This is a genomic window from Acinetobacter sp. GQ146 (assembly GCF_059758585.1).
In genome coordinates, this window is record NZ_JCAXDV010000002.1 from 159,524 (window position 1) to 181,562 (window position 22,039).

The window sequence follows — 22,039 nt, forward strand, 5'->3', positions numbered from 1 at the left end:
ACGGAGTCAACAACAATGAATGCCCCATTTAGCTTATTTACCCGTAATACCGAATCAGCACATGCACTACCGATGTTGCACTCCAATAACCTTTTTGCGCTTGGGCGTGAAATTCGCATCATGCATGCAGGTGAAGAATATCGCCTTCGTTTAACTCGAAATAATCGACTTATTCTCACGAAATAAAAATCAAAATAAACCAATAACAATAAACGTGGGAACCAGCAGTATGTCAGCGCGTACTGCTTTTTTAACTGGCTAATAAAACAAATAATCTAATTAAGCGACAGCAGCAGCCTGAAACACCAATTCAACTTTTAATCCACCATGCTCGGAAGGTGAAAAATGCAGTTCAGCCTGATGCAATTGCATAATTTTTTTGCAAATAGATAAACCCAGACCTGACCCCGTGGTTTTCGTGCCCAATACGCGATAAAAGCGCTCCCCTAAATGGGCCATCATACTTTCCGTCAAACCTTCTCCTTCATTTTCTATTGTGCAAAACACCTTTTGCGCTGTCGCATATATTTTCAGGTCAATCCTGCCCTGCGGCGGACTATAACGGATGGCATTATCTAAAAGATTACGTAAACAGGTTGCCAGTAATTCTGGGTTTGCCTTAATCCAACTCGCTTGTAACTGAGTATGCAGCTGTACCTGCTTTTCAAGGCTAAATATCTCAAGACTCTGCCATACTTCAGCCAGCAACGCACTCAGATCAATATACGAAGATTGCAACTCGGCTGTTTCCGTCGGATCCAAACGTGCCAAAAGCAACAAATTTTCTACCATTTGGGTTCCTCGACTGACATCTTGCTGAATGTGCTGCAGCTCTTGGGTAAATTGTGGCTGATCCCGATATTTACGCTGTAAGAGTTGTAGACGTAACTGAATGGCTGACAATGGTGAACGTAATTCATGTGAAGCATCCGCAGTGAAGCGTTGTTCGGCTTCTAAAGATTGTTGCAGATGCTGGAGTAAATGATTCAGTTGCAAAATAATGGGTTGCAATTCGGTCAGGCCCGGCTCGGGTTGGAATATTGGAGATAAATCTTGAGCACTTTTGGCTGAGATGTTTTGCGAGAGTGTTTGAATGACTTGGAATTGCCGCTTAATCGCCAAAGATGCAAACAGCCACTGTAAAAGCCACAACCCCAATAACAGCGCGGCATAGAGCACAAAACTGGCCAAGACTTCTTCAAATCGGACTTTCAACGGCTGATAAACCATCACCTGCATACCAGTATCTGGATGAATACTTTGATAACTCCGCCAAGGCTGCTGATGCGACCACACATAGCCAAAATGTTCATCTCCTGCAGCGAATGCAAGCTGGTGATCGTCTATCTCAAAATGTTCAGACTGCAGGATAATATGTTGCTGCTGCCTCAGTTGATATTGTAAATCAAACTCCTCACTGAGCTGGCTAATCTGCGACTTGAGATCAGGTTGATGCTCGGGCGCAATCAGAGCATCAGCAATTTCATCCATAATGTCATCTTGTACCTGCATATTTTGATAGATGGAGATACCGACCAGTAAAATAAAAGCAATAATCCCTGCTGCAACCGAACTCAGTACAGCAATTTTAACCAAGGTCTTTTGCAAGGAAATTTGCTTGCTCACGATTTAATTTTCCTGATTCATACGATAGCCCAACCCGCGCACAGTTTTAATCAAGCCTGAGCCAATTTTCTTACGTAATTGATAGATAAACACTTCGATGGCATTACTCTCAATTTCTTCCCCCCAAGCATACAGTGACTCTTCCAACTGTTCTCGGGTGACTAAATGCTCGGGCTTTTGCATCAATTTATATAAAATCTGAAATTCTTTTGCAGTGAGATGAATCACTTGCCCATTTTGATGTAGCACTTTGGCTTGCGGATCCAATTGTAAATTGGCAAAGGACAAATACTGTCCGGCAGCTGGTTGCTGCTGAAGTCGAAACTGTGCCCGCACGCGTGCAGAGAGTTCCTCCAAGCTAAACGGCTTGACCAAATAATCATTGGCACCCAAGTCTAGCCCTTCAACGCGATCCCGAATACTGTCTCGTGCGGTAATAAAAATCACAGGCGTACCTTGCTGCAAAGTTCTGATATTTTTAAGAATGTCATCACCAGTGGCTTGCGGTAAGCCGCGATCGAGCAATATACAATCATAATGTTGCTGTGAAGCGGCATGAATGGCATAGTCGCCCCGATCGACCCAATCTACGCTATAGCCATCCATTTCTAGCCATGCTTTAATGCTTTCGGCTTGAGAACAATCATCTTCTGCTAATAATATACGCATGAGCGCTTCGCCTCGAATACACATTCAGCTTATGTCAGTGTTGCTAAAAGACAAAGGCCACATGCAAAGCATGTGGCACTTAATAGACAATCGATTAAAAACTTACCTGATCAACATCAATTTCAACACGTTTCGCTGGACGATAATCAATATCCACCTCACCGGTGAGCGTGACAGGTGTAGTGGCTGAAACTGGCTGACCACGCCATAATTCGTCATCAATCTCGACGGTCATCGTACCAGTCGCATCACGGAACTGATACTTCTCTTGCCCCAATGCCTTCACCACATAGCCTTTAAGTTGAACTGGAGTTTCATCTTTTAAGGTCATGGCTTGTTTAACCGTGGTCGCCGCTGGACGGATTGCCTGCTGATTCACTGCCACATTATTGGCAACCGCCATTGTGGTTAAGCCACCAAGTAATACCGTTAACATGGTCATTTTAGAAAATTGTTTCATGACTTTGCCCTCATTAATATGACTGAATTTGGTTAAAGCAATTAAAACAAATCAACATGAGTGGAATCTTAAGATGATCAACAACAGCTTCTTTCAACTAAAATAAGATGACCACTCCTACATGTCTTTCAAATGGGGGGAAAGCTGTTAAATCCAACCCCGTAATACCCGCATATTAATTTAATGGCACGACTCTAAGCACTTCTTCTAATGTCGTTAGCCCAGCAATCACTTTACGTGCACCTGCGATGCGGAGGGGCTCAATGCCTTCTTTTTTCGCCTGTTGTCGTAATTCAGTCAAGTTGGCATTAGCGCCAATCAATTGCTTGGTTTCCAAACTCAAGGGCATAAACTCATAAATCCCGACACGTCCTTTATAACCGGTATGTCGACAAGCTTCGCAGCCCACTGCACTATAGACTTTTGCCGGCATTTCCATAATGTAATCAAAGGTCAGATGCTGCCATTCATTTTCATTAATATGGTTTTCTTGCTTACAATGTGGGCAAAGCTTCCGCACCAGACGCTGCGCCAATACACCTAAAATTGTGGCTGCCGTTAAAAATGGCTGGACACCTAAATCATGCAAACGAGTTAGACTTGAAGGTGCATCATTGGTATGTAGGGTCGAAAGAACCAAGTGACCTGTTAATGCCGCCTGAATGGCCATGTTTGCAGTATCATGGTCACGGATTTCCCCCACCATAATAATATCGGGGTCTTGACGCATTAAAGCCCGCACCCCATCGGCAAAACCTAAATCAATCGCGGCATTCACCTGCATTTGGTTAAAACTTGGCTCTAACATTTCAATCGGGTCTTCAATGGTACAGACATTGACCTGATCGGTCGCCAGTTGCTTCATGGAAGAATATAAGGTCGTGGTTTTACCCGAACCCGTGGGTCCCGTGACTAAAATAATGCCATGACTATGCGCAGTCAGGGTTTGCCAGTCACTTTGCAAACTGCCTTCGAAGCCCAATTGCTCAAAACTACGCACCAATACTTCCGGGTCAAAAATACGCATCACCAACTTTTCACCAAAAGCTGTTGGTAGCGTCGATAAGCGTAATTCTGTTTCTTGCCCTTTTGGCGTACGGGTTTTCAGTCGCCCATCCTGAGGTTTACGCTTTTCGGCTACATTCATCCGCCCTAAAATCTTAATCCGAGAAATGACAGCCGTGAGGGTGTTGGCAGGCATGTTATAAATGGTGTGCAGTACGCCATCAATACGGAACCGTACTTTGCCAGTATCTTTACGCGGCTCCATATGAATGTCACTGGCACTTTGTTCAAATGCAAACTGCAAAATCCAGTCCACCAGTTTCACAATATGCTGATCATTCGCATCTGGATTCTGGGTATCTCCCAGTTGTAATAAGGCTTCTACCCCTTTATTTTCACGATCATAAGCGCTTGACTTCAGCGAGTTTGAAACTGCTCGACTGACCTGATAATACTCAATCAGATAACGCTGGAGCTGATCTGGACTGAGCAATACCCGCTGGATTTTCTTCGGCAATAAACTGCGTTCTAAATTTCCGACCCATTCGGTTTTGTAGGGCTGATCCGTCGCAATTAAAATTTCATCGGCTTTCACTTCAACAGCAAGAATTCGGTTACGAAAAGCAAACTCCTGCGACATGACATTGGTCAGTGCTGCAACATCGGCTTTTAGTGGATCAATGACATATAAAGTCAGATTAGATTTATCTGCAAGCCACTGCATTAAACGATTGAGTGAGAGTGTAGTCTGAGGATAGAGTTGATCTTTTAAATTAAAATTGGCAATCCACTGCAAAGGATGCCACTTTAGCTGCTCGCGTTGTCGATGTGTGGTTTGGACTAATAACTTTTCCCGCTCATCAATACGCCCATCTTTTAATAACTGCTCTAAACACCAAGTGGTATCAATTTCAAAATTAAAATTCATTGTTCTAAGCCTCAATTTCTAGCGACACTATAACAGACTTTATTTTGTTGGTGTTTATAGGCTTAAAAGGGAAATATAGGGTTTCAGTGCTTGATCATTCAATTGATAAATAAGCAATATTCAGTTTTATATTTCACAGTTTTTAAAACGCGATGTAATATAAATATCATCCCGAAGTTAAATATGTATCATCAGAAAAACTAAACAGGGTTTAGATATAAAAAATAGCGGATTAATTGATAAGGTTTTTAAAATATGCTGCCAAATCCAATTTTTAACCTCACTGTACAACAAGCGTCCTTCCAAGAGTTGCTCACCATTATGGCAGCAGCTTTAGGCTGCGGGTTATTAGTGGGATTAGAGCGAGAACGCAGCAAACACCGGGATAATCCCAATAGTTTTGCAGGCGTGCGTTCATTTGCAATTTGCGCATTAATGGGGGCGCTGTGTTTTTCATTCGGAATTGCAATCGGGCTGATTGGTGCCGTCATTATTGGTGGGATTACTATTTTTTCACTCCGTTACCAAGTGGATGATTTTGGGATCACCACAGAATTGGCTTTTGTCATGACTTATTTTATTGGCGCATTATGTTTATGGCACCCGCCTTTTGCCGCAGGTTTATCAGTCATTCTGACCATTATTCTCATGATGAAACATTCGATCCATGGCATAGCCAGTCAGTGGATTACCGAAAATGAATTTCGTGATGGCTTATTTTTACTGGCCTTAATCTTAGTGGCCTTACCCCTAACCCCCAATATCCCGCTCTGGGGAACGGTACTTAATCCTCATATTATTCTTAAGCTATTGGCATTAATTCTTGCAGTTCAAGCACTTGCCCATATTGCCAAACGGCTGCTTTCATCAAGAAATGCCCTAATTTTATCCGCACTTGCTTCTGGTTTTGTGTCCAGTACCGCCACCATTGCCAGTTTGGGCATGGAAGTACGAGCAGGACGTGCCGAGCCTATACCGAATGCCGGTGCAGCATTATTGTCTTGTGTAGCCACCTTGCTACAAATCTTACTGATTGTTGCGGGTATTAGCCTCAGCTGGTTCAAAATCATTATCCTGCCTGCTTGTGCCGCCATGACAGTATTGGTCCTTTGGGCGCTCTGGCTGATGCGTAAAACAAAACCTTCTGCCCCGATTGAAAAACCGGATGGACGAATGTTCAGCCTCAAAGAAGCCGCGATTATTGCAATGACCTTAACGCTGATACAGGCGGCCATATATGGGCTGAGTTTACTTTTGGGCAAAGCGGGTTTGATTATGGGCACCCTATTGGCATCCCTGTTTGAAATTCATGCTGCGATGGCGGCAATTGTGGTGCAAGGTGGTCCTGAAAATAAAACTTTAATTTTTGCACTCATTTTAGGTATGGCAGCACATGCCATCGCGAAATCAGTCAATGCTGCACTCACAGGTGGCTATCAATATGCTTTAGCTTTTGCACCTGCGCAAATCTTACACATGTTGGTTTTTATCGGTTTATTATGGTGGATGATCTATTAATAACGGTGTATATACGCAATAACAGATATCTAGACAATCATTATATAACTCATAATGTGAATGATTTTAATCTAGATTAAAAAATAATGTGTACATTCACCGCATAATCTAGTAAACCTCATTAATATTTATAAGCATGACATTAATCACACTAAACAGAAAATTATTTGTGATTAATTTCGCTCTACATAAAATTAAGAATTAAGAATCATTTAAAATGATGCTTGAACTCAATCTCTATATAAGTGCAAAAGGTTCGTAGAATGAACGACATTGGTTTTAAAAGTTTTCATGATGCAGGACAAGCCGTATTACAATTTTTATATCAGCGGTTTGGTTTTGGTCTGTGGATGATTACCCGTGTCGAAGGTGATGACTGGATCATCTTGCAAACTGAAAATCATGGCTATGACATACAAGTGGGACAAGTCTTTCACTGGACAGACTCTTTTTGTTCGCAAATGGTGCTTGGTAAAGGCCCTAAAATTGCTCCGATTGCAGAAGACATCCCCGCTTATAGCCAAGCCCCGATTGCCCAGCAACTCAATATCAAAGCCTATATTGGCCAAGCGCTAACCAAAGAAGATGGCAGCCTGTTTGGAACTTTATGCGCCATAGACCCTGAGCCAAAATCTGAAAGTCTTAAAGCAGAACAAAGCTTAATCGAATTACTCGGTGATTTACTTAGCCAAATTTTACAAACTGAACTGCGTGAAATTGAACAAACCCGAAAAAATGAAAGGCTGCAAGCGGAAGCTTTACGTGACCCCTTGACAGGCTTATATAACCGTCGTGCCTGGGACCAGTTTGTGCTTGCAGAAGAAGAGCGTTGCCAACTTTATGGACACCATGCCACGGTATTTATGCTCGATTTAAATGATTTGAAATTTATGAATGATGTACACGGGCATGCAGCAGGCGATAAATTAATTTGTAATACTGCCAAGGTATTGGCTGATAGTTGTCGAAGTACCGATATTATCGCCCGCCTTGGTGGAGATGAGTTTGCCATTTTAACCGTAGAAAATGACTTAGAAGCCTCTGAAACTCATCTACAACGCATTATTGCAAATTTAAAGGCCAAACAAATTAGTGCTGCAATTGGTTTTGCGCTACGTGATCCAAGTGATGGCATTATTGCCGCCTGTCTCGAAGCCGATAAAAATATGTATCAGGACAAACTCATGCGCATCTGAACGCGATTACACCGCTGCTAAAGCAATCACCTCTAGCGTGTGTGCCTGAATCACAAAGCTGACATCCAATTCTGCAAACTTCATTTTATAAATCCGCTTACTGTCTTCTTGATAGGCAGGACGCGGATCTAAGGACAACACCTGCTCCAACTCATGCAAATGCTCTGGTGTGAGCTGACCACACTGCAACATTGTTTGTTTCTCACGATCCGCCTGCACTGACCAAAGCACCTGCATGCGCTGCGGCTCTTGCTGAGCATAACCACTCTGGGCAGTTTGCAGAGCATCAGAATACTGGATATAGGGCTTGATATCTAGAATCGGCGTTCCGTTTAAAAGGTCGCTTCCAGTCACATACACCCTTACCGACTTGCCCTCTTTTTTTACTGCACTTAATTGAACCACCGACAAACCTATGGGCGCAGGTCGATACATGCTCCGTGTCGCAAAGACCCCAATTTTCTTATTACCACCTAAACGTGGTGGTCTAACTTGAGCACGGAATTTTCCATGATTTTGCGCATTTTTATTGTCATGGAACTGCCAAATTAACCAGAGATGACTAAATTCCTCAATTCCTTCAAATGCAGCAAGATCATTATAGGGGGCTTGCATTTCAATATAAGATTGAACCTGAACCAAGTTGGGTTGCCGCGGAATTCCAAACTTTTCCTGATACGGCGAGTGCATAATTCCAATAATGGGTAGGTGAATTTCAGACATAATCACTTTTTCTGATAAGTTCAATTAAATATATTCAGTTTATCGAGAATGATTTTAGATTAGAATAGCAAGCTGTTCTAATTTGATAATTTATTGAGACCTTTCATGGCTGCTTTTAACGTCGAAAAGATTACTCACGTACACCACTGGAATGACACACTGTTCAGTTTTAAGACGACGCGTGATACCGCATTACGTTTTAAAAATGGTCAATTTGTGATGATTGGTCTTGAAGTCAATGGTAAGCCACTGATGCGTGCTTACTCTATTGCAAGTGCAAATTATGAAGAAGAACTTGAGTTTTTCTCAATTAAAGTTCCAGACGGCCCATTAACGTCTATTTTACAAAAAGTTAAAGTGGGTGATGAACTTCTTGTTTCTAGAAAACCGACAGGTACTTTAGTCCTAGACGACCTAAACCCTGGCAAAAACTTGTACTTGCTTTCTTCAGGTACCGGCCTTGCTCCATTTTTGGCAACAATTCGTGACCCTGAAACTTACGAACGCTTTGAAAAAGTTATTGTGGTTCATGGTACTCGTTTCATTTCAGAATTGGCTTACCAAGATCTTATTCTCAATGAATTACCAAACAATGAATTCTTTGAAGAGTTGGGTATTAAAGACAAGTTGGTGTACTACCCAACTGTGACGCGTGAAGAATATCCAAACCAAGGTCGCGTAACTACAGCGATTGAATCTGGTGAGATTTTTGAAAAAATCGGCTTACCACGCTTCAACCCTGAAACAGACCGCGCAATGCTTTGTGGTAGCCCTGCATTCTTGAAAGATGTAGCTGATCTACTTGACCAACATGGTTTGAAAGAATCTCCACGTATGGGCGAGTTAGGCGATTACGTGATTGAACGTGCTTTTGTTGAAAAATAATCAACAATGCCATTTAAAACCGAGGAATTTTCTCGGTTTTTTTTATTTTTCAGTTATTTAATTTTTATTAAATTTGATCAAATAATAAACACAAGAACAACTTTTTGTCATAAAATACGACGAAGCGTCTTAAAAGTGTTGTTTCAATCAACAAAAATACTTATAATCCCACTCACAAACAGACAGGTCTGTCTAGTTTGAAAGTGCGTTTTTTTAAGCTGATGTTATTTATAATCAATCCAGAGGGTACTTTATAATAATTATAATAAATAACATAAGAGGGAGAATCAAAGCTCCTCAAAACATTAATATTTTAGACAGCTTCTGCTCGGTGCTGGCTAAAATATTAATATCAGGGAACTATCAGCGAAGCGTGAATATCTTATGGTATTCACGCTTTTTTATTTCTCGATCCTATGCACCCAATCTGCATATTTATTTTGCACAGAACGCTTAAACCGCCATCAACTCCAATTGAATCAATTGATTGACACGTTTCCAGTATTCATCAATTTTGACTGAATTTTTGTCCATCTGTGCCTGAATGGTCATACCATCTAAAATACTTGCTAGCAATGTTGCCAACTGTAGTGATTGCTGAATACCCAGCTTTTCCAAAGCAAAACGAATACGCTCGGTTAACCACTCTTTATATTCCATTGCAGGCTGCATGGTGGAAGGATAAACCTTAGAAACTTCTTCGACTGCTTTTTGAAACATACAACCATTAAAATCCTCCATATGAAACCATGCGTGGTACCAATAAAAGATTGTTTTAATATGATCTAAATATTCCTCAGCTGGACACTGAGCTATTGCTGCATCTAAAGATTCTTGTAAATTCATATTTCTACGGTGTAAGCACTCTTCAATGAGTTTCGCCTTGGACGGAAAATATTTGTAGAATGTCATTTTAGCGACACCCGACTCGCTGATAATTCGATCAATTCCAATCGAGTTATAACTATAAGAATTGAAAAGATGAAGTGCAGTACTAATAATGTCGTCTTTTTTTGACATGCTATTTACCTACCAAACTTATCTTTAAACAGAAATGGACCACAATGGAATAAAAAAGGGGCATCTTTTTTAAGTAATGAAACTGATGAGCAACATTATATCATTATTTGAATCTGATGCTTAAACTCATGCGTAAAGTTTCGTATGTCACTATTATATAATAATAATTCCTTAAATGTGAAGCAGCGCTTCTAAATCTTTATAGCGTATTTATTCTTTTTTTAATATGATTAAATTTATTGAAAATCTGACTTCTCACTCATGAGTACACTTGCTTTTACCCAATCAGAAAATGCACGATTGGAAGCTTTAAATTTTTTACAGCAGTCGGTTAATCAAGCACGATGGTGTCATCACGTTCAGCAAGTCAGTATGTTGAAACAGCAGAGTCTTCAACACCCCCTATTTTCCCAACCCATCTTAAAACGATTACAACAACAGTCCCTCTCTCTCGAGCAACTTAAATTAATTCATGTCAATTATTTTGCCGCGATTGTTAAAGTGTTTACTGATGCATTGAGCATGCTGATTTATCTGGCTTGTCAACTTGAGCAGCATCCCAATATACATGCACACCAGCGTGTACAGGCCAAAGCTTATGCACGCTATCTCTTGTCACTCAACTTAATTGATGAATTGGGCTTTAACACCTATCAGTTACATTTAAGCTCACCCAGTAAATCGCACTTGGTCTATTTCATCGACTTACTACAAGCACTCGAGCTCAATCCCCATGCTGAACACATCGTGTGTCCAGAGGCGATTGAACTCAATCAATTTATTCAGTCACATCTCGATTCTTATAATCATCTGCTGATTTTGCTGGCCTGTGCAGAATTACAAGTCATTACCTACAGTGAAGCCCTGAAAATTAATCTTGAGAAATATGATCCGCGCTTTGCACAAGGGTATTATGCTTGTCATGGTGTTGTCGATCATTCTGACCGATTGGCAAATGACGATAACCACGAAGATGACATCTGGGCGCTGTTGATGCAAAGCTTTCAACCAGAGCAACAGGCGGAGTACCAAGCTTTGGCGCAGACTTATCTTGATCTCTGGGCCAAGTTCTGGAGCAAAATGAACACAATGACCCGCTCAATGGAATAGGAATAAATTTACGTATTAGGCTACTTTTTATAATATTTTCCGTCATTACAATAAATATTTAATCAATGCCATGACCTATCCAAACTTAAAATTTGCAGATTTCCTCCAGCCTCGCCCCAAACCTACGGGACTCGATGTGCAATGTAAATTACAACATTTCGCACTCATTACCTATGCCCTAGACCCTGAGCGATTCAACGCTATTATTCCTGAACGCTTTAAGCTAGATACCATTCAGTATCAGGGTAAAGAACAGGCCTTAATGTCTGTCGTTCCGTTCATTGATGTTGATTTTACTTCTGCGGTTTACCCCTTTCCAAAATTTCGCATGGGACAAACCAACTACCGTGTCTATGTGATTGATCGGCAAACCCAACAACGTTGTGTCTGGTTTTTAGGAACCAGTTTGGATTCTTGGACTCTAATCGTGCCGCGTTATTTATGGCAACTGCCTTGGCATGCTGCGACATTTCATTTTGATTGCCAGCAAGATTCTCAAGGTTTGTACACGCAATACCACATGACCACCCACGCCGCTTGGGCCAGCGCTGAACTACAACTGACACAGTCTGCTTCAGAAGCTTGGCAGTATGCAGGCTTCCCTGATTTAGAAAGCTATTTGGTCTATTTAACTCACCCTTTAATCGGATTTTATCACCGTCGAGATGGACAGTTAGGTACCTATCGGGTTTGGCATGATCGACTACTGCCTCAACCTGCGCAACTGTTACATGCGAAATTTGATCTGTTGCAACGTTTAAATCTGGTGTCGTATGAAGATCAGTTAAACCCTTATAGTGTACTGATTGAACCGATGAATGAGTTTACGATTTATCTTCCTCCTCAAGTGATTCGTGCATAAAAAAGAGAGCCTATTGGCTCCCTTTTTTATTATAATTCTTCGAGACGATTCATCAGTCGATCCCTTTGCCTTTCTCGTAAAGCCTGTTTCACAACACGATATCCGCCTGTTAATCCTAACAACGCCATAATCAAGGCCACAATTAAATCGGGGAATAAGCTCCCTGTTCCAAAGACGCCAATCGCTGCAAAAATCACGGCAATATTACCAATCGCATCATTACGGCTGCATAACCAGACCGACTGCATATTGGCATCCCCATCTCTGAAGGCATACAGGATCACCGCTGCAATCACATTTGCAACCAAGGCCAATACCCCAATTGCCCCCATGGTGATTGCTTCAGGTGGAATTCCCTGCAAATAACCATAGCCTGCTTTTACAATCACCACGATACCAAAAATCGCCATGGTCAAACCTTTAAGTAAGGCAACGGTGGCACGCCAGTATAAACTCGCCCCCAATACCGCCAAGGAAATTGCGTAATTGACTGCATCGCCAAAAAAATCCAGTGAATCTGCCCAAAGTGCCGATGAATGCGCATAGGCACCGCCGATTAATTCAACCAGAAACATGATGAGATTAATGACCAAAGCAATCCATAAGGCGGTTCTAAATTTACTATTCTGTTTAACTGGTGCGGGTTCATGACTACAGCTACAAGCCATTTCCATACTCCTCATTCTGTATTATGCTTATTTAAAACTATGGACTCGCTCTAAGGTCAAGCCATGCAGCATTATTTAATCCATCAGCTCGCCAAAAAAACTCAGTTGCCGGTAGATACCGTGCGCTTTTATGAAAAAAAACAGCTCATCACAGCGAGCTTTCGTGCCGAAAATAATTATAAATATTATGATGAAGCAACCTTAAAACGCCTGCAATTTATTAAACAGTGTCGCGCCTTAGATATGTCTTTGGCAGAGATTCAACAACTGATCGAATTGATTAAACACCCGCAACAAGGTTGCCAAATTGTTGATCAAATGATCGAACAGCACATCCAGCAGGTTGAAAAGCAGATTGCTGAATTGATCTCATTTCAAAGCCAGTTACAGGAACTACGTCAATCCTGTTCCAGCAATACCACCATTGATCACTGTCAAATTCTAAAAAATCTTGGATTATCAGAATAAAACCGACCAATTTACTAGGTTGAAACCTTTTTTTATATCCATACAATAAAGCCATATTACTTGTATGCCTTTATTCTGTCATGAGCATTCACCACGTTACCGAACTTCTTTCTCCTGCTGGTTCTTTAAAAAACATGCGTTACGCCTTTGCCTATGGTGCAGATGCGGTCTATGCGGGGCAACCGCGTTATAGCTTACGTGTCCGTAACAATGAGTTTGATCATGACAATCTCGCCATTGGCATTCAAGAAGCACATGCTTTAGGTAAAAAGTTCTATGTGGTGGTGAATATTCAACCACACAACAGCAAGCTGAAAAACTTTATTCGTGACTTAGAGCCGGTCATTGCCATGCAACCCGATGCCTTGATTATGTCTGATCCTGGCTTAATTATGATGGTGCGTGAGCAATTCCCTGACATGCCAGTGCACCTTTCCGTACAAGCCAATGCCGTCAACTGGGCAACGGTAAAATTCTGGAAAAATATGGGACTGACACGCGTGATTTTATCGCGTGAACTGTCACTTGAAGAAATTGAAGAAATTAAAAACAACGTGCCTGACATGGAAATTGAAGTCTTTGTGCATGGCGCATTATGTATGGCGTATTCGGGTCGTTGCTTGCTTTCAGGCTATATGAATAAACGTGATGCCAACCAAGGCGCCTGCACCAATGCCTGTCGCTGGGATTATAAACTGCATCCAGCACAAGAAAATGAAACGGGTGATGTAATTCCCGTCCATCAAGTACAGGAAACGCCATGCTGCAACAGCGATGCTGATGAACAGCATGCTATCGCCCAAAATCAATGTTCTGAACCTGTTTTATTACAGCGTAACGAAGAAGATATGTTCGCGGCTGAAGAAGATGAACATGGTACCTATTTCATGAACTCGAAAGATTTGCGCGCGGTTCAGCACGTCGAGCGATTAACGCAAATGGGCATTCATTCCCTCAAGATTGAAGGTCGCACCAAATCTTATTTCTATTGTGCGCGTACTGCGCAAATTTATCGCAAGGCGATTGATGATGCTATTGCAGGCAAACCGTTTGATCCATCTCTGATGCTACAACTGGAAGGACTGGCCAACCGCGGTTATACCGAAGGTTTTTTACGTCGCCATGTACATAGTGAATACCAAAACTATGAAACAGGTTCTTCTCGCTTTGACCATCAACAGTTCTGTGGTGAAGTGTTAGAACGTCATGGTGACTACATCAAAATTGATGTGAAAAACCATTTTGTGGTCGGTGATACACTGGAACTGATGACCCCAAAAGGCAATATTCAGTTTGTCCTGAGCGAAATTTTAGATAAAAAAGGCAACGCTATTCCTGATGCCAAAGGTTCAGGACATATTGTCGATATTCCTGTTCCAGCAGATCTTGATATGCAATATGCCCTACTGATTCGTAATTTGCCGAATTCGGAAGTGGATATTACTGCTTCATCTCTGGCGTATGTCGCAGGTTAAGCTATGGCATTAAGAATTACCGATGCCTGCATCAATTGTGATATGTGCTTACCTGAATGTCCGAATGATGCAATTTTTGAAGGTCAGAAAATCTATGAAATCGATGTCATGCGCTGTACGGAATGTGTCGGATTTTATGACCATCAAACCTGTATGGCCGTGTGTCCGATCGATTGTATTGAAGTGCATCCAGAACACATTGAGAGCCAAGCTGAATTAGTGGAGAAATTTAAAGCTTTAAATATTATTTAAAAACAAAAATGTTTTAATCGCCTGATTTTTGGGAAAAACAATAAACAATAAAAAAAGGAACATCGGTGTTAGCGTCCTCAGTTCCTATAAAAATTAAACCGTTTAATAGCAAGCCAACATAACTCAGTGTATGTTGGCTCTTTTTATTACTGACCTGAACGGATCATGTAGTCAAACGCAGAGAGTGATGCTTTTGCACCCTCACCAGTCGCAATAATAATTTGCTTGTATGGCACAGTGGTACAGTCACCTGCAGCAAATACCCCTTTCACATTGGTTTCATTGCGTTCATTAATTACAACTTCACCTCGGTTCGTTAATTCTACTGCACTTTCTTTTAAGAAGTCCGTATTTGGCAATAAACCAATTTGTACGAAGATCCCTGCCAATTCAACCGTATGTTCAGCATCTGTTGCACGGTCTTTATACTTCAAACCAGTTACTTGCGCACCATCACCGATTACTTCTGTGGTTAATGCATTCATGATCACTGAAGCGTTTGGCAGACTGTTTAGCTTGTCCTGTAACACTTGGTCAGCACGAAGTTTCGTATCAAACTCTACCAAAGTCACATGTTCCACAATACCAGCCAAGTCAATCGCTGCTTCTACACCAGAGTTACCCCCACCAATCACGGCTACACGCTTGCCTTTAAATAAAGGACCATCACAGTGTGGGCAGTACGCTACACCACGGGTACGGTATTCTTTCTCACCTGGCACATTCATTTCTCTCCAACGCGCACCTGTAGAAAGGATCACGGTTTTCGATTCCAGTTTTGCACCATTTTCCAGTTCTACCGCAACCAAGCCATTGGCTGTTTGATCCGCGCCAGTAATTTTGTTGACACGTTGCAGATTCATGATGTCTACGCCATATTCACGGACATGGACTTCCATATCTTGCGCAAACTTTGGACCCACTGTTTTTTGCACTGTGGTAAAGTTTTCAATATCCATGGTGTCCATGACCTGACCACCAAACCGTTCAGCTACGATACCGGTTTTAATGCCTTTACGTGCGGCATAGATTGCCGCTGTACCGCCCGCAGGTCCACCACCAATCACCAAGACATCAAATGCTTCTTTCGCATTCAATTTTGCCGCTTCTTTTTCAGCAGAATTGCTATCCAATTTGGCAATAATTTCTTCCAAGGTCATACGACCTTGACCAATGTGCAAGTCGTCTTGGAACACCATTGGCACTGCCATGATTTTGCGTTGCTCGACTTCGTCTTGGAAGAATGCCCCATCAATCATCGTTGCGGTTGAACCTGGGTTATAAATGGCAATCAGGTTCAATGCTTGCACAACGTCAGGACAGTTGTGACAGCTTAATGATACAAACACATCGAAGTTTGATTTGATGTTCAAACCTTTAATTTGGTTTAAAACCTCTTCAGAAACTTTCGGTGCATAGCCAGAAACTTGTAACAATGCCAAAATCAGTGAGGTAAACTCATGTCCCATTGGCAACCCAGCGAAGTGTACACGTGGTTGCTCTCCTGCTTTAGCAATGGCAAAACTTGGACGACGACTATGTTCACCATCAAAGCGTGCGGTCACTTGGTCAGATAACACTGCAATTTCAGTGACCAGTTCTTTAATTTTTTCAGACTTCTCTGAAGCATCTAAAGACGCAATAATTTCGATTGGGCTTTCAAGACGTTCTAAAAGTGTTTTTAATTGAGCAGAAGTATTTTGATCTAACATTGCTAACGACTCCAGTGGAGAGATAATTAAGTTGATGAATGCATCATAGTAAAAAATACAAAATAGGTAAAACAGTTTGTATTTATAAATACAATCGAATAATTAGATTAATAGAAAAAATATTACATCACTTGAATGACTTACCTGACATTTTTTAAATTCTGTTCAATTCTACGTGTTCGTGCCAGAAAATACCTTGATAATAAGAACAATATGCAACTCGCAACCACACTTAAAATAAATATCGAAAGAATAATAACTTGCAAAATCGCTCGCCATTTTTGTGCTTGCTCAACCTGAGGGGCAATCGACTGTGTGCTTGGGGTAATCGCTTTGCCATACAGCTGTTGTTGCATGGCCCATAATTGGGAAGGATTAAAACCATATTGCACAAATTTAGGATCATTTTGCTCGGCTTCAGCCAAAGTCAGCACATACGGAATCGCGGCATTTTCATCTACAGGAGCATGTAATAAGGCGATCTGCGCCAAAATATAGGCTTTGACAGGTTTTGCCAGCTCGGTTTGCTCTAACTGCTGGGCAAGCGCACTCTCTTGCAAGCTGTTTTTATAAACAATCGCTTCGCTATACGGATCATCATGTTCGTTCCAATCATATTGCACATAAGTTAGGCCAGACCAAATACAGATAAAGGCAATGAGCCAAGCAACAAACTTCAGCACAAAAGATCGAAAGCGAATGGCAAAAAAGCGGATTTTCTTGAGAAAATGAACGACAAAAAATGCACCCACAAAGGCACAGAATATTTTAATAAATAACCAGCCAAACCAAGATAGTAAATTAAAAAAATAGTCAGGCGCAGTCGCTGACTGCGCCAATTCTGTTTTGGCAGAAATCGGGATATGGAGTTGCATGACTTCGGTACTGATACCAAACAGACTGTAAATCAACTCCTGTTGTAAAAAGAAGCTCAGCAAGGCAACCAATGCCACGCTTGACGTCAATATACCGAGCCACATTAGCTTTTTCTGCCGCTGTTGAAGGGTCAGCATACCGCGCTGTAGATGGGAAGATTGAAGCGCATATTCATCTTCGAGTTTGGACAAGCGACCTCCTACTAAATCAGAAAACAGATCGGAGATAAAAGAATGCTTTTACCGTTTATTCGACTCTAATACCAATTGGCTAAGATTACTTTGTAAATTGCGTAAACGCACAGCGGCTTCTTCACGTTTTTGCATGCCTTCTTTTTGCACTTGCAGCACATCATTCACGGTTTGAATCAAGGTGTTTTGTACATGCTCTAAGGTATCGATATCAATCACCGAACGCTGATTGGCACGTGCAGTATCCACCGAGTTCTGATGCAGTAAGTCGGCATTACGGCGCAATAAATCATTGGTGGTGTCATCAATGGTTTGCGCCAGTTGTACACTATTTTTTTGCTCTTGCAATGAAATGGCAAGGCTAATCTGGTTTTTCCATGCCGGTAAGGTAATGTTTTTAATGGCATAAAATTTATCGACCAACATTAAGTTATTCGACTGAATAATGCGGATCATGGGTAAGGTTTGCATGGCCGATTGTTGTAAAACCTGCAAATCACTGACCCGCTTTTCCAAATTGTTGGCTAAATGGTTTAAGTCATAAATTTGCTGTGTCGTGGTTTGATCTTGTTCTTGATAAGTTAAAGCGGCTATCTGCTGTTGAATCTCATGCTGTTTGATTTTACCCGCAGCAACATAAATCCCCAATTGTTTATATTCATCCTGCACCGCAGTAAACATGTTTTCGAGGGTATTCACCCGTGTTTTCAATCCTGACTGCGATGCTTCAATTTCCTTAACCAGCGCATCAATCTGTTCTTTGGTGCTATTAAAATGCTGATCAAAACTCTGTTTCGCACCTTTGAACTTACTTAAGATGCTGCCGAAAAAGCCTGAACTCTTAGACGGGTTTAAAATACTCGTACCGTTTAACTGCTGCGCCACTTGCACCACCTGATTCAACTTTTGTCCAGTTACATCTAAATCTTTGTTTTGAACCAAATCCAGCAATTCATCGGTATAGGTCGAAGTTTGCGTTGCAATATGCTTACCATACTCAGCAACAGCTTGATGATTCATATCCGCCAACTCTTTCGCGGCAGACAGCACTTCATCTAAATCGGATGCCTGTAAACCCAATTCTTTTAAATTGAGCAGTTGAAATTGTTGTTCTGCTAATTCTTGATTGATCGAAGGAGTTAAATCGTGCTGTGTCGCCTTGGTCATAATTCACCTAATATTGTTAGGAGTTACCCGAAGGTTTCTCTAATGATTTTCTTAAAGTTTTAATCAATTTATCGCGGCTATTATCCAGCTTTATCAACTCAGATGTCGAGTCTGTCTGCTGACTTTGTTTGACATGATATTGCCAAGCAGGAATCAGGACTTGCTGTGCCTCGGTAAAACGGTCTAACAACCCCAAAGACAATTGCTCCGCAAGTTGCATTTGCTGCATGGCAATATCATTGCTGGCTTGCACAGTTTGCAATGTCTGAATTTTCTTCGCTAGCCGTTCTGAAAATTGATCTAAGGGGTGCGTGGATCGCATCATTTTGGGATATTCCAGCAAAAAATCCTCTGCTGCCCTAACATAATGCGCCATACGATTTCTTAAACCGAGCAATTGCTGAAGACGTGACTGCGATTTTTGAATCTCAATCCGCAGCTTTTGACTAAGATGACTGGCGGTGTCTAACCGTTGATCAAGATTCTTATAATATTCAATTTGCCCAGAATCATGTTCAATATCAATACCTAGCCATTTCTGTAAAGCATTAAATTTGCGTTTTTTTAGATACTTATTCGATTGCGTTAACGCTTGAATTAATGCCGCTATACTTTCGCGAAAGTGTTGGGTCAGTTGAGGATCAACACCCTGTAAGAGTACCGATTGCGCTTGAATAATGGGTTCAGCATAATGCTGAAGTAAAGCTGCATTTTCAAAAATAGGCACCAATTCATTGCGCTGAATAACCAAAACTTCCTGTTGATTCACCTCTATGTCATATAAAGGCATCAGTTCTGTAACTTGCATAGCAATTTAAATCGTGACCAGTACTCATTTGTTTTAACATAGTCATTGAAATAAGCAACTCCGAAATTTTACTGTTTTTGTTGTTTGAAACTGCCCACCATCAACTTATTCAGATTTTTAAATTCAAGGGTTTAGCCTAGTAACCCGAAAAAACTTGCAGCGAACTGTCAATAGATTGCACCTCCTCCACTTTTTACTCAAACCCCGATCCATTCTTGAATTCCTCAATATTTCTACATAATTTTAGTTTAATCTTACGCGCGATTACATTTGGATACATAGTTCATGGATGCGATACCACCCATCTGGAAATACCGTGCGCTCACTTTTGCCCTACTCAGCCTCTCTTCACACAGTTGGGCTGTAGACCCCGCAAGCAATGTCGTAGAAGAACCTGTTCAAACCTTAAAGACCTTGAAGCTACAAGCAAATAGCACCGTGCCCAAAGACAATGATATGAGTGCGATTGCGAAAACCATTATTGGTCGTGAGGAAATGCTGAAGTTTGGTGATCAATCCGTCAGTGATGCTTTAAGACGTGCATCAGGTTTTCAAATGCCAGGACAAGGACCGCGTGGTCCGGGTGGTGCATCGGGTATGCGTTTCCGCGGTGGTGCTGCACCAATATTCATGATTAATGGTGAACCTGTGCAAGGTGGACCACGTGGCGGTATGTCGATTATTGATACCCTGACACCTGACATGATTGAACGCATTGAAATCACCAAACAACCGAGTGTGACTCAAGCCTCAGTCGCCAGCTCTGCGGTGATTAATATTATTTTAAAAGAACCTTTACAGAGTACTCGCCTAAGTGGAACAGCACGCATCGGTTATGGACAGTACAGTTCAGGAGCTTCTGAAGAAGAACGTAAAAACTTAACTTTGCAAATGGATGGTCGTGACAGTCCATGGCTATATAGCCTATCGGCCAATCAAAGTTGGGATGACACGACATCCATCACAGAAACTCAAACGGCAAACCAAACTCGGGTTCAGAAAAATATCTCTGAACGCAAAGCCACGATGGTCAGCCCACGCCTAGAATATGCAATTGATGATGAAAAGAAAGTTGTGGCAGAACTGTTTTATCGTAAGCATGAACGTGAAGGCACGCGTTCAGATCTAACTCAACAGGACAAAAATGACAGCCTACGCCTGAACACGCGATTTGAACGACAAGTTGAAAAAGATAGCGATAAAGTTCGTTTATCTTATGAAAAACAAGATGAATCCGAACTCACACGCTCAAGTGCGAATTCGCTCTATATCAGCCAACAGATTGAAGAATTGGGGCTGGCCTATGATGGGGTGCGAAAGCTCGATGATCATCGTCAAATTAAATTTGGCTTAGATACACGCTCCAATACCTTAGACAGCAATAGCGCAGATAGCTTGGATGAACAACGCTATGTGCTTTACAGTGAAGGCAGTTGGCGGGTTAGCGATCAGCAAACGCTTACCTTGGGCTTACGGCAAGAATGGATTCAGCGCTCAGGCTTGGTCGACTACTCTGATCAGCATCTGAGTCCTGTACTGGCGCATCGCTATAACTTTAATGATGTATGGTCATTACAAACCAACATCAGCCAAGCCTTTCGCAACCCGAAAGCCGATGACTTATTGCCAACGGTCTCGATTTCTACCGATAGTGATGCGGGCAGCCTAAACAACCCAGACCGTGGTGGTAATCCATTTTTACGTCCCGAAAAAATTCAAGCCTATGAGTCTACGTTGGGTTATAACACGGCTGCGGGTGGTGCAAATTTAACGGGTTTTTACCGCCAGATTAATGACTATATTGAATCCGTAATTGCGCTGGAAAATGGTCGTTATGTCAAACGACCACAAAACCAAGCGCATGCCACCACTTACGGTATCGAACTTTCCGGTCGTTATGCCCTGAAACAGACTGCACAAGGTCATTCATGGATGGTCAACAGTCAGCTGTCGACCATTCGTGCCAAAGTCGAAGAAGATAATGGACAACAACGGTTGGCCAGTGATGTCGCACCATATAGCGCGAGTCTGGGTCTGTCTTATAACTATCAGCCATGGCAGCTTTCGACCAGTGCCAACCTGAGTTACACCCCAGAATTTACCCGAGCTTTAGAAAATCAGCCTTATACTCGAACGTCAAATGAACGCGTAAATTTAGACCTTAGCGTGACCAAACGCTTTAAACAAGGTTGGTCAACCAGTTTAAGTGCTAGAAATCTGCTCAGCACAGATTATAAAGAACGACTGAATGATCAAACTGATGGCAGCTTATATCAAGCTCGAATCAGCCAAGCCATTCCCAGCATTCTTTGGAATGTAGAAAAGAAATTTTAAGCCTGAGGGCTTAAATCAGTCACAGCAGTTCATCCTTGTCAATTAATAGGACTGATGGACTGCCGAGTGTAAGTCATCATTTTATC

21 protein-coding genes are annotated in these 22,039 nt (G+C 41.7%); 10 read left to right on the forward strand and 11 right to left on the reverse strand.

Going from position 1 to position 22,039, the window contains the following annotated elements:
- Positions 1-15 precede the first annotated feature (15 nt).
- Positions 16-186: a hemin uptake protein HemP gene (gene hemP / locus AC6CHI_RS03925; protein ID WP_100241596.1), complete on the forward strand. Its 171-nt coding sequence runs from the start codon at positions 16-18 to the stop codon at positions 184-186.
- A gap of 93 nt (positions 187-279) precedes the next feature.
- On the opposite strand, the gene AC6CHI_RS03930 is transcribed toward hemP, so the two are convergent.
- The 4 genes from AC6CHI_RS03930 to tfpB all read right to left on the reverse strand — a co-directional run bounded on the left by AC6CHI_RS03930 (position 280) and on the right by tfpB (position 4,688).
- Positions 280-1,626 (reverse strand): sensor histidine kinase, encoded by a 1,347-nt coding sequence (locus AC6CHI_RS03930; protein WP_498119516.1) that lies wholly within the window; start codon positions 1,624-1,626, stop codon positions 280-282.
- A 3-nt stretch (positions 1,627-1,629) separates the two neighbouring features.
- Entirely contained in the window at positions 1,630-2,295 is a 666-nt protein-coding gene (locus AC6CHI_RS03935) for a response regulator transcription factor (RefSeq protein WP_498119518.1), read from the reverse strand.
- Positions 2,296-2,389: 94 nt separating this feature from the next.
- Complete coding sequence (locus tag AC6CHI_RS03940) at positions 2,390-2,755, reverse strand: NirD/YgiW/YdeI family stress tolerance protein (RefSeq protein WP_498119520.1); 366 nt, start codon at positions 2,753-2,755, stop codon at positions 2,390-2,392.
- A gap of 175 nt (positions 2,756-2,930) precedes the next feature.
- A complete protein-coding gene (gene tfpB / locus AC6CHI_RS03945) occupies positions 2,931-4,688 on the reverse strand; it encodes a type IV pilus assembly ATPase TfpB (RefSeq protein WP_498119522.1) in 1,758 nt (585 codons plus the stop codon).
- 255 nt (positions 4,689-4,943) lie between these two features.
- Here tfpB and AC6CHI_RS03950 point away from each other — a divergent pair, with 255 nt between their 5' ends.
- Complete coding sequence (locus AC6CHI_RS03950; protein ID WP_498119524.1) at positions 4,944-6,206, forward strand: MgtC/SapB family protein; 1,263 nt, start codon at positions 4,944-4,946, stop codon at positions 6,204-6,206.
- Positions 6,207-6,469: 263 nt separating this feature from the next.
- Positions 6,470-7,402, forward strand: a complete 933-nt coding sequence (locus AC6CHI_RS03955) for a sensor domain-containing diguanylate cyclase (protein ID WP_498119526.1) — start codon at positions 6,470-6,472, stop codon at positions 7,400-7,402.
- A 6-nt stretch (positions 7,403-7,408) separates the two neighbouring features.
- On the opposite strand, the gene tsaA is transcribed toward AC6CHI_RS03955, so the two are convergent.
- Positions 7,409-8,125 carry a tRNA (N6-threonylcarbamoyladenosine(37)-N6)-methyltransferase TrmO gene (gene tsaA / locus AC6CHI_RS03960; RefSeq protein ID WP_498119527.1) on the reverse strand — a complete coding sequence of 239 codons (717 nt, stop codon included), beginning with the start codon at positions 8,123-8,125 and terminating at the stop codon, positions 7,409-7,411.
- Between the two features lie 105 nt (positions 8,126-8,230).
- On the opposite strand from tsaA, the gene AC6CHI_RS03965 reads away from it, so the two are divergent.
- Positions 8,231-9,010 (forward strand): ferredoxin--NADP reductase, encoded by a 780-nt coding sequence (locus AC6CHI_RS03965; RefSeq protein ID WP_458891467.1) that lies wholly within the window; start codon positions 8,231-8,233, stop codon positions 9,008-9,010.
- Positions 9,011-9,463: 453 nt separating this feature from the next.
- Here AC6CHI_RS03965 and AC6CHI_RS03970 read toward each other — a convergent pair whose 3' ends face one another.
- Positions 9,464-10,030 carry a TetR/AcrR family transcriptional regulator gene (locus AC6CHI_RS03970; RefSeq protein WP_458891466.1) on the reverse strand — a complete coding sequence of 189 codons (567 nt, stop codon included), beginning with the start codon at positions 10,028-10,030 and terminating at the stop codon, positions 9,464-9,466.
- Between the two features lie 261 nt (positions 10,031-10,291).
- On the opposite strand from AC6CHI_RS03970, the gene AC6CHI_RS03975 reads away from it, so the two are divergent.
- Both AC6CHI_RS03975 and AC6CHI_RS03980 read left to right on the forward strand, forming a co-directional pair.
- Positions 10,292-11,140, forward strand: a complete 849-nt coding sequence (locus tag AC6CHI_RS03975) for a hypothetical protein (protein ID WP_498119529.1) — start codon at positions 10,292-10,294, stop codon at positions 11,138-11,140.
- Positions 11,141-11,210: 70 nt separating this feature from the next.
- Positions 11,211-12,002 carry a DUF2071 domain-containing protein gene (locus tag AC6CHI_RS03980; RefSeq protein WP_498119531.1) on the forward strand — a complete coding sequence of 264 codons (792 nt, stop codon included), beginning with the start codon at positions 11,211-11,213 and terminating at the stop codon, positions 12,000-12,002.
- 29 nt (positions 12,003-12,031) lie between these two features.
- Here the strand turns inward: AC6CHI_RS03980 and AC6CHI_RS03985 are convergent, their stop codons facing one another.
- Positions 12,032-12,670, reverse strand: a complete 639-nt coding sequence (locus tag AC6CHI_RS03985; RefSeq protein ID WP_498119533.1) for a cation efflux transmembrane domain-containing protein — start codon at positions 12,668-12,670, stop codon at positions 12,032-12,034.
- Between the two features lie 63 nt (positions 12,671-12,733).
- On the opposite strand from AC6CHI_RS03985, the gene AC6CHI_RS03990 reads away from it, so the two are divergent.
- The 3 genes from AC6CHI_RS03990 (at position 12,734) to AC6CHI_RS04000 (ending at position 14,865) form a co-directional block, all read left to right on the forward strand.
- Positions 12,734-13,138 (forward strand): MerR family DNA-binding protein, encoded by a 405-nt coding sequence (locus AC6CHI_RS03990; RefSeq protein ID WP_458891462.1) that lies wholly within the window; start codon positions 12,734-12,736, stop codon positions 13,136-13,138.
- 80 nt (positions 13,139-13,218) lie between these two features.
- The gene (trhP, locus tag AC6CHI_RS03995; RefSeq protein ID WP_498119535.1) at positions 13,219-14,613 is read left to right on the forward strand and encodes a prephenate-dependent tRNA uridine(34) hydroxylase TrhP; all 1,395 of its coding nucleotides are present in this window, start codon (positions 13,219-13,221) and stop codon (positions 14,611-14,613) included.
- Positions 14,614-14,616: 3 nt separating this feature from the next.
- Entirely contained in the window at positions 14,617-14,865 is a 249-nt protein-coding gene (locus AC6CHI_RS04000; protein WP_498119537.1) for a YfhL family 4Fe-4S dicluster ferredoxin, read from the forward strand.
- A 146-nt stretch (positions 14,866-15,011) separates the two neighbouring features.
- Here AC6CHI_RS04000 and ahpF read toward each other — a convergent pair whose 3' ends face one another.
- The 4 genes from ahpF to AC6CHI_RS04020 all read right to left on the reverse strand — a co-directional run bounded on the left by ahpF (position 15,012) and on the right by AC6CHI_RS04020 (position 19,619).
- A complete protein-coding gene (gene ahpF, locus AC6CHI_RS04005) occupies positions 15,012-16,577 on the reverse strand; it encodes an alkyl hydroperoxide reductase subunit F (RefSeq protein WP_498119538.1) in 1,566 nt (521 codons plus the stop codon).
- Positions 16,578-16,717: 140 nt separating this feature from the next.
- Entirely contained in the window at positions 16,718-17,590 is an 873-nt protein-coding gene (locus tag AC6CHI_RS04010; RefSeq protein ID WP_498120037.1) for a hypothetical protein, read from the reverse strand.
- Between the two features lie 102 nt (positions 17,591-17,692).
- Entirely contained in the window at positions 17,693-18,811 is a 1,119-nt protein-coding gene (locus AC6CHI_RS04015; RefSeq protein ID WP_498119540.1) for a toxic anion resistance protein, read from the reverse strand.
- Between the two features lie 16 nt (positions 18,812-18,827).
- Positions 18,828-19,619 (reverse strand): tellurium resistance protein, encoded by a 792-nt coding sequence (locus AC6CHI_RS04020; protein ID WP_498119542.1) that lies wholly within the window; start codon positions 19,617-19,619, stop codon positions 18,828-18,830.
- Between the two features lie 285 nt (positions 19,620-19,904).
- Between AC6CHI_RS04020 and AC6CHI_RS04025 the strand changes: the two genes are divergently transcribed.
- Entirely contained in the window at positions 19,905-21,953 is a 2,049-nt protein-coding gene (locus tag AC6CHI_RS04025) for a TonB-dependent receptor plug domain-containing protein (protein WP_498119544.1), read from the forward strand.
- The last annotated feature ends 86 nt before the right edge of the window (positions 21,954-22,039 follow it).

Bases quoted from the DNA above. Each gene is read 5' to 3' on its own strand.
- ahpF (WP_498119538.1), bottom strand. From the start codon at position 16,577: ATGTTAGATCAAAATACTTCTGCTCAATTAAAAACACTTTTAGAACGT.
- AC6CHI_RS03990 (WP_458891462.1), top strand. From the start codon at position 12,734: ATGCAGCATTATTTAATCCATCAGCTCGCCAAAAAAACTCAGTTGCCG.
- AC6CHI_RS04010 (WP_498120037.1), bottom strand. From the start codon at position 17,590: ATGCTGACCCTTCAACAGCGGCAGAAAAAGCTAATGTGGCTCGGTATA.
- AC6CHI_RS03980 (WP_498119531.1), top strand. From the start codon at position 11,211: ATGACCTATCCAAACTTAAAATTTGCAGATTTCCTCCAGCCTCGCCCC.
- AC6CHI_RS03940 (WP_498119520.1), bottom strand. From the start codon at position 2,755: ATGAAACAATTTTCTAAAATGACCATGTTAACGGTATTACTTGGTGGC.
- trhP (WP_498119535.1), top strand. From the start codon at position 13,219: ATGAGCATTCACCACGTTACCGAACTTCTTTCTCCTGCTGGTTCTTTA.
- AC6CHI_RS04000 (WP_498119537.1), top strand. From the start codon at position 14,617: ATGGCATTAAGAATTACCGATGCCTGCATCAATTGTGATATGTGCTTA.
- AC6CHI_RS03975 (WP_498119529.1), top strand. From the start codon at position 10,292: ATGAGTACACTTGCTTTTACCCAATCAGAAAATGCACGATTGGAAGCT.
- AC6CHI_RS03985 (WP_498119533.1), bottom strand. From the start codon at position 12,670: ATGGCTTGTAGCTGTAGTCATGAACCCGCACCAGTTAAACAGAATAGT.
- AC6CHI_RS03970 (WP_458891466.1), bottom strand. From the start codon at position 10,030: ATGTCAAAAAAAGACGACATTATTAGTACTGCACTTCATCTTTTCAAT.
- tsaA (WP_498119527.1), bottom strand. From the start codon at position 8,125: ATGTCTGAAATTCACCTACCCATTATTGGAATTATGCACTCGCCGTAT.
- AC6CHI_RS04015 (WP_498119540.1), bottom strand. From the start codon at position 18,811: ATGACCAAGGCGACACAGCACGATTTAACTCCTTCGATCAATCAAGAA.
- tfpB (WP_498119522.1), bottom strand. From the start codon at position 4,688: ATGAATTTTAATTTTGAAATTGATACCACTTGGTGTTTAGAGCAGTTA.
- hemP (WP_100241596.1), top strand. From the start codon at position 16: ATGAATGCCCCATTTAGCTTATTTACCCGTAATACCGAATCAGCACAT.
- AC6CHI_RS04025 (WP_498119544.1), top strand. From the start codon at position 19,905: ATGGATGCGATACCACCCATCTGGAAATACCGTGCGCTCACTTTTGCC.
- AC6CHI_RS04020 (WP_498119542.1), bottom strand. From the start codon at position 19,619: ATGCAAGTTACAGAACTGATGCCTTTATATGACATAGAGGTGAATCAA.
- AC6CHI_RS03950 (WP_498119524.1), top strand. From the start codon at position 4,944: ATGCTGCCAAATCCAATTTTTAACCTCACTGTACAACAAGCGTCCTTC.
- AC6CHI_RS03965 (WP_458891467.1), top strand. From the start codon at position 8,231: ATGGCTGCTTTTAACGTCGAAAAGATTACTCACGTACACCACTGGAAT.
- AC6CHI_RS03955 (WP_498119526.1), top strand. From the start codon at position 6,470: ATGAACGACATTGGTTTTAAAAGTTTTCATGATGCAGGACAAGCCGTA.
- AC6CHI_RS03935 (WP_498119518.1), bottom strand. From the start codon at position 2,295: ATGCGTATATTATTAGCAGAAGATGATTGTTCTCAAGCCGAAAGCATT.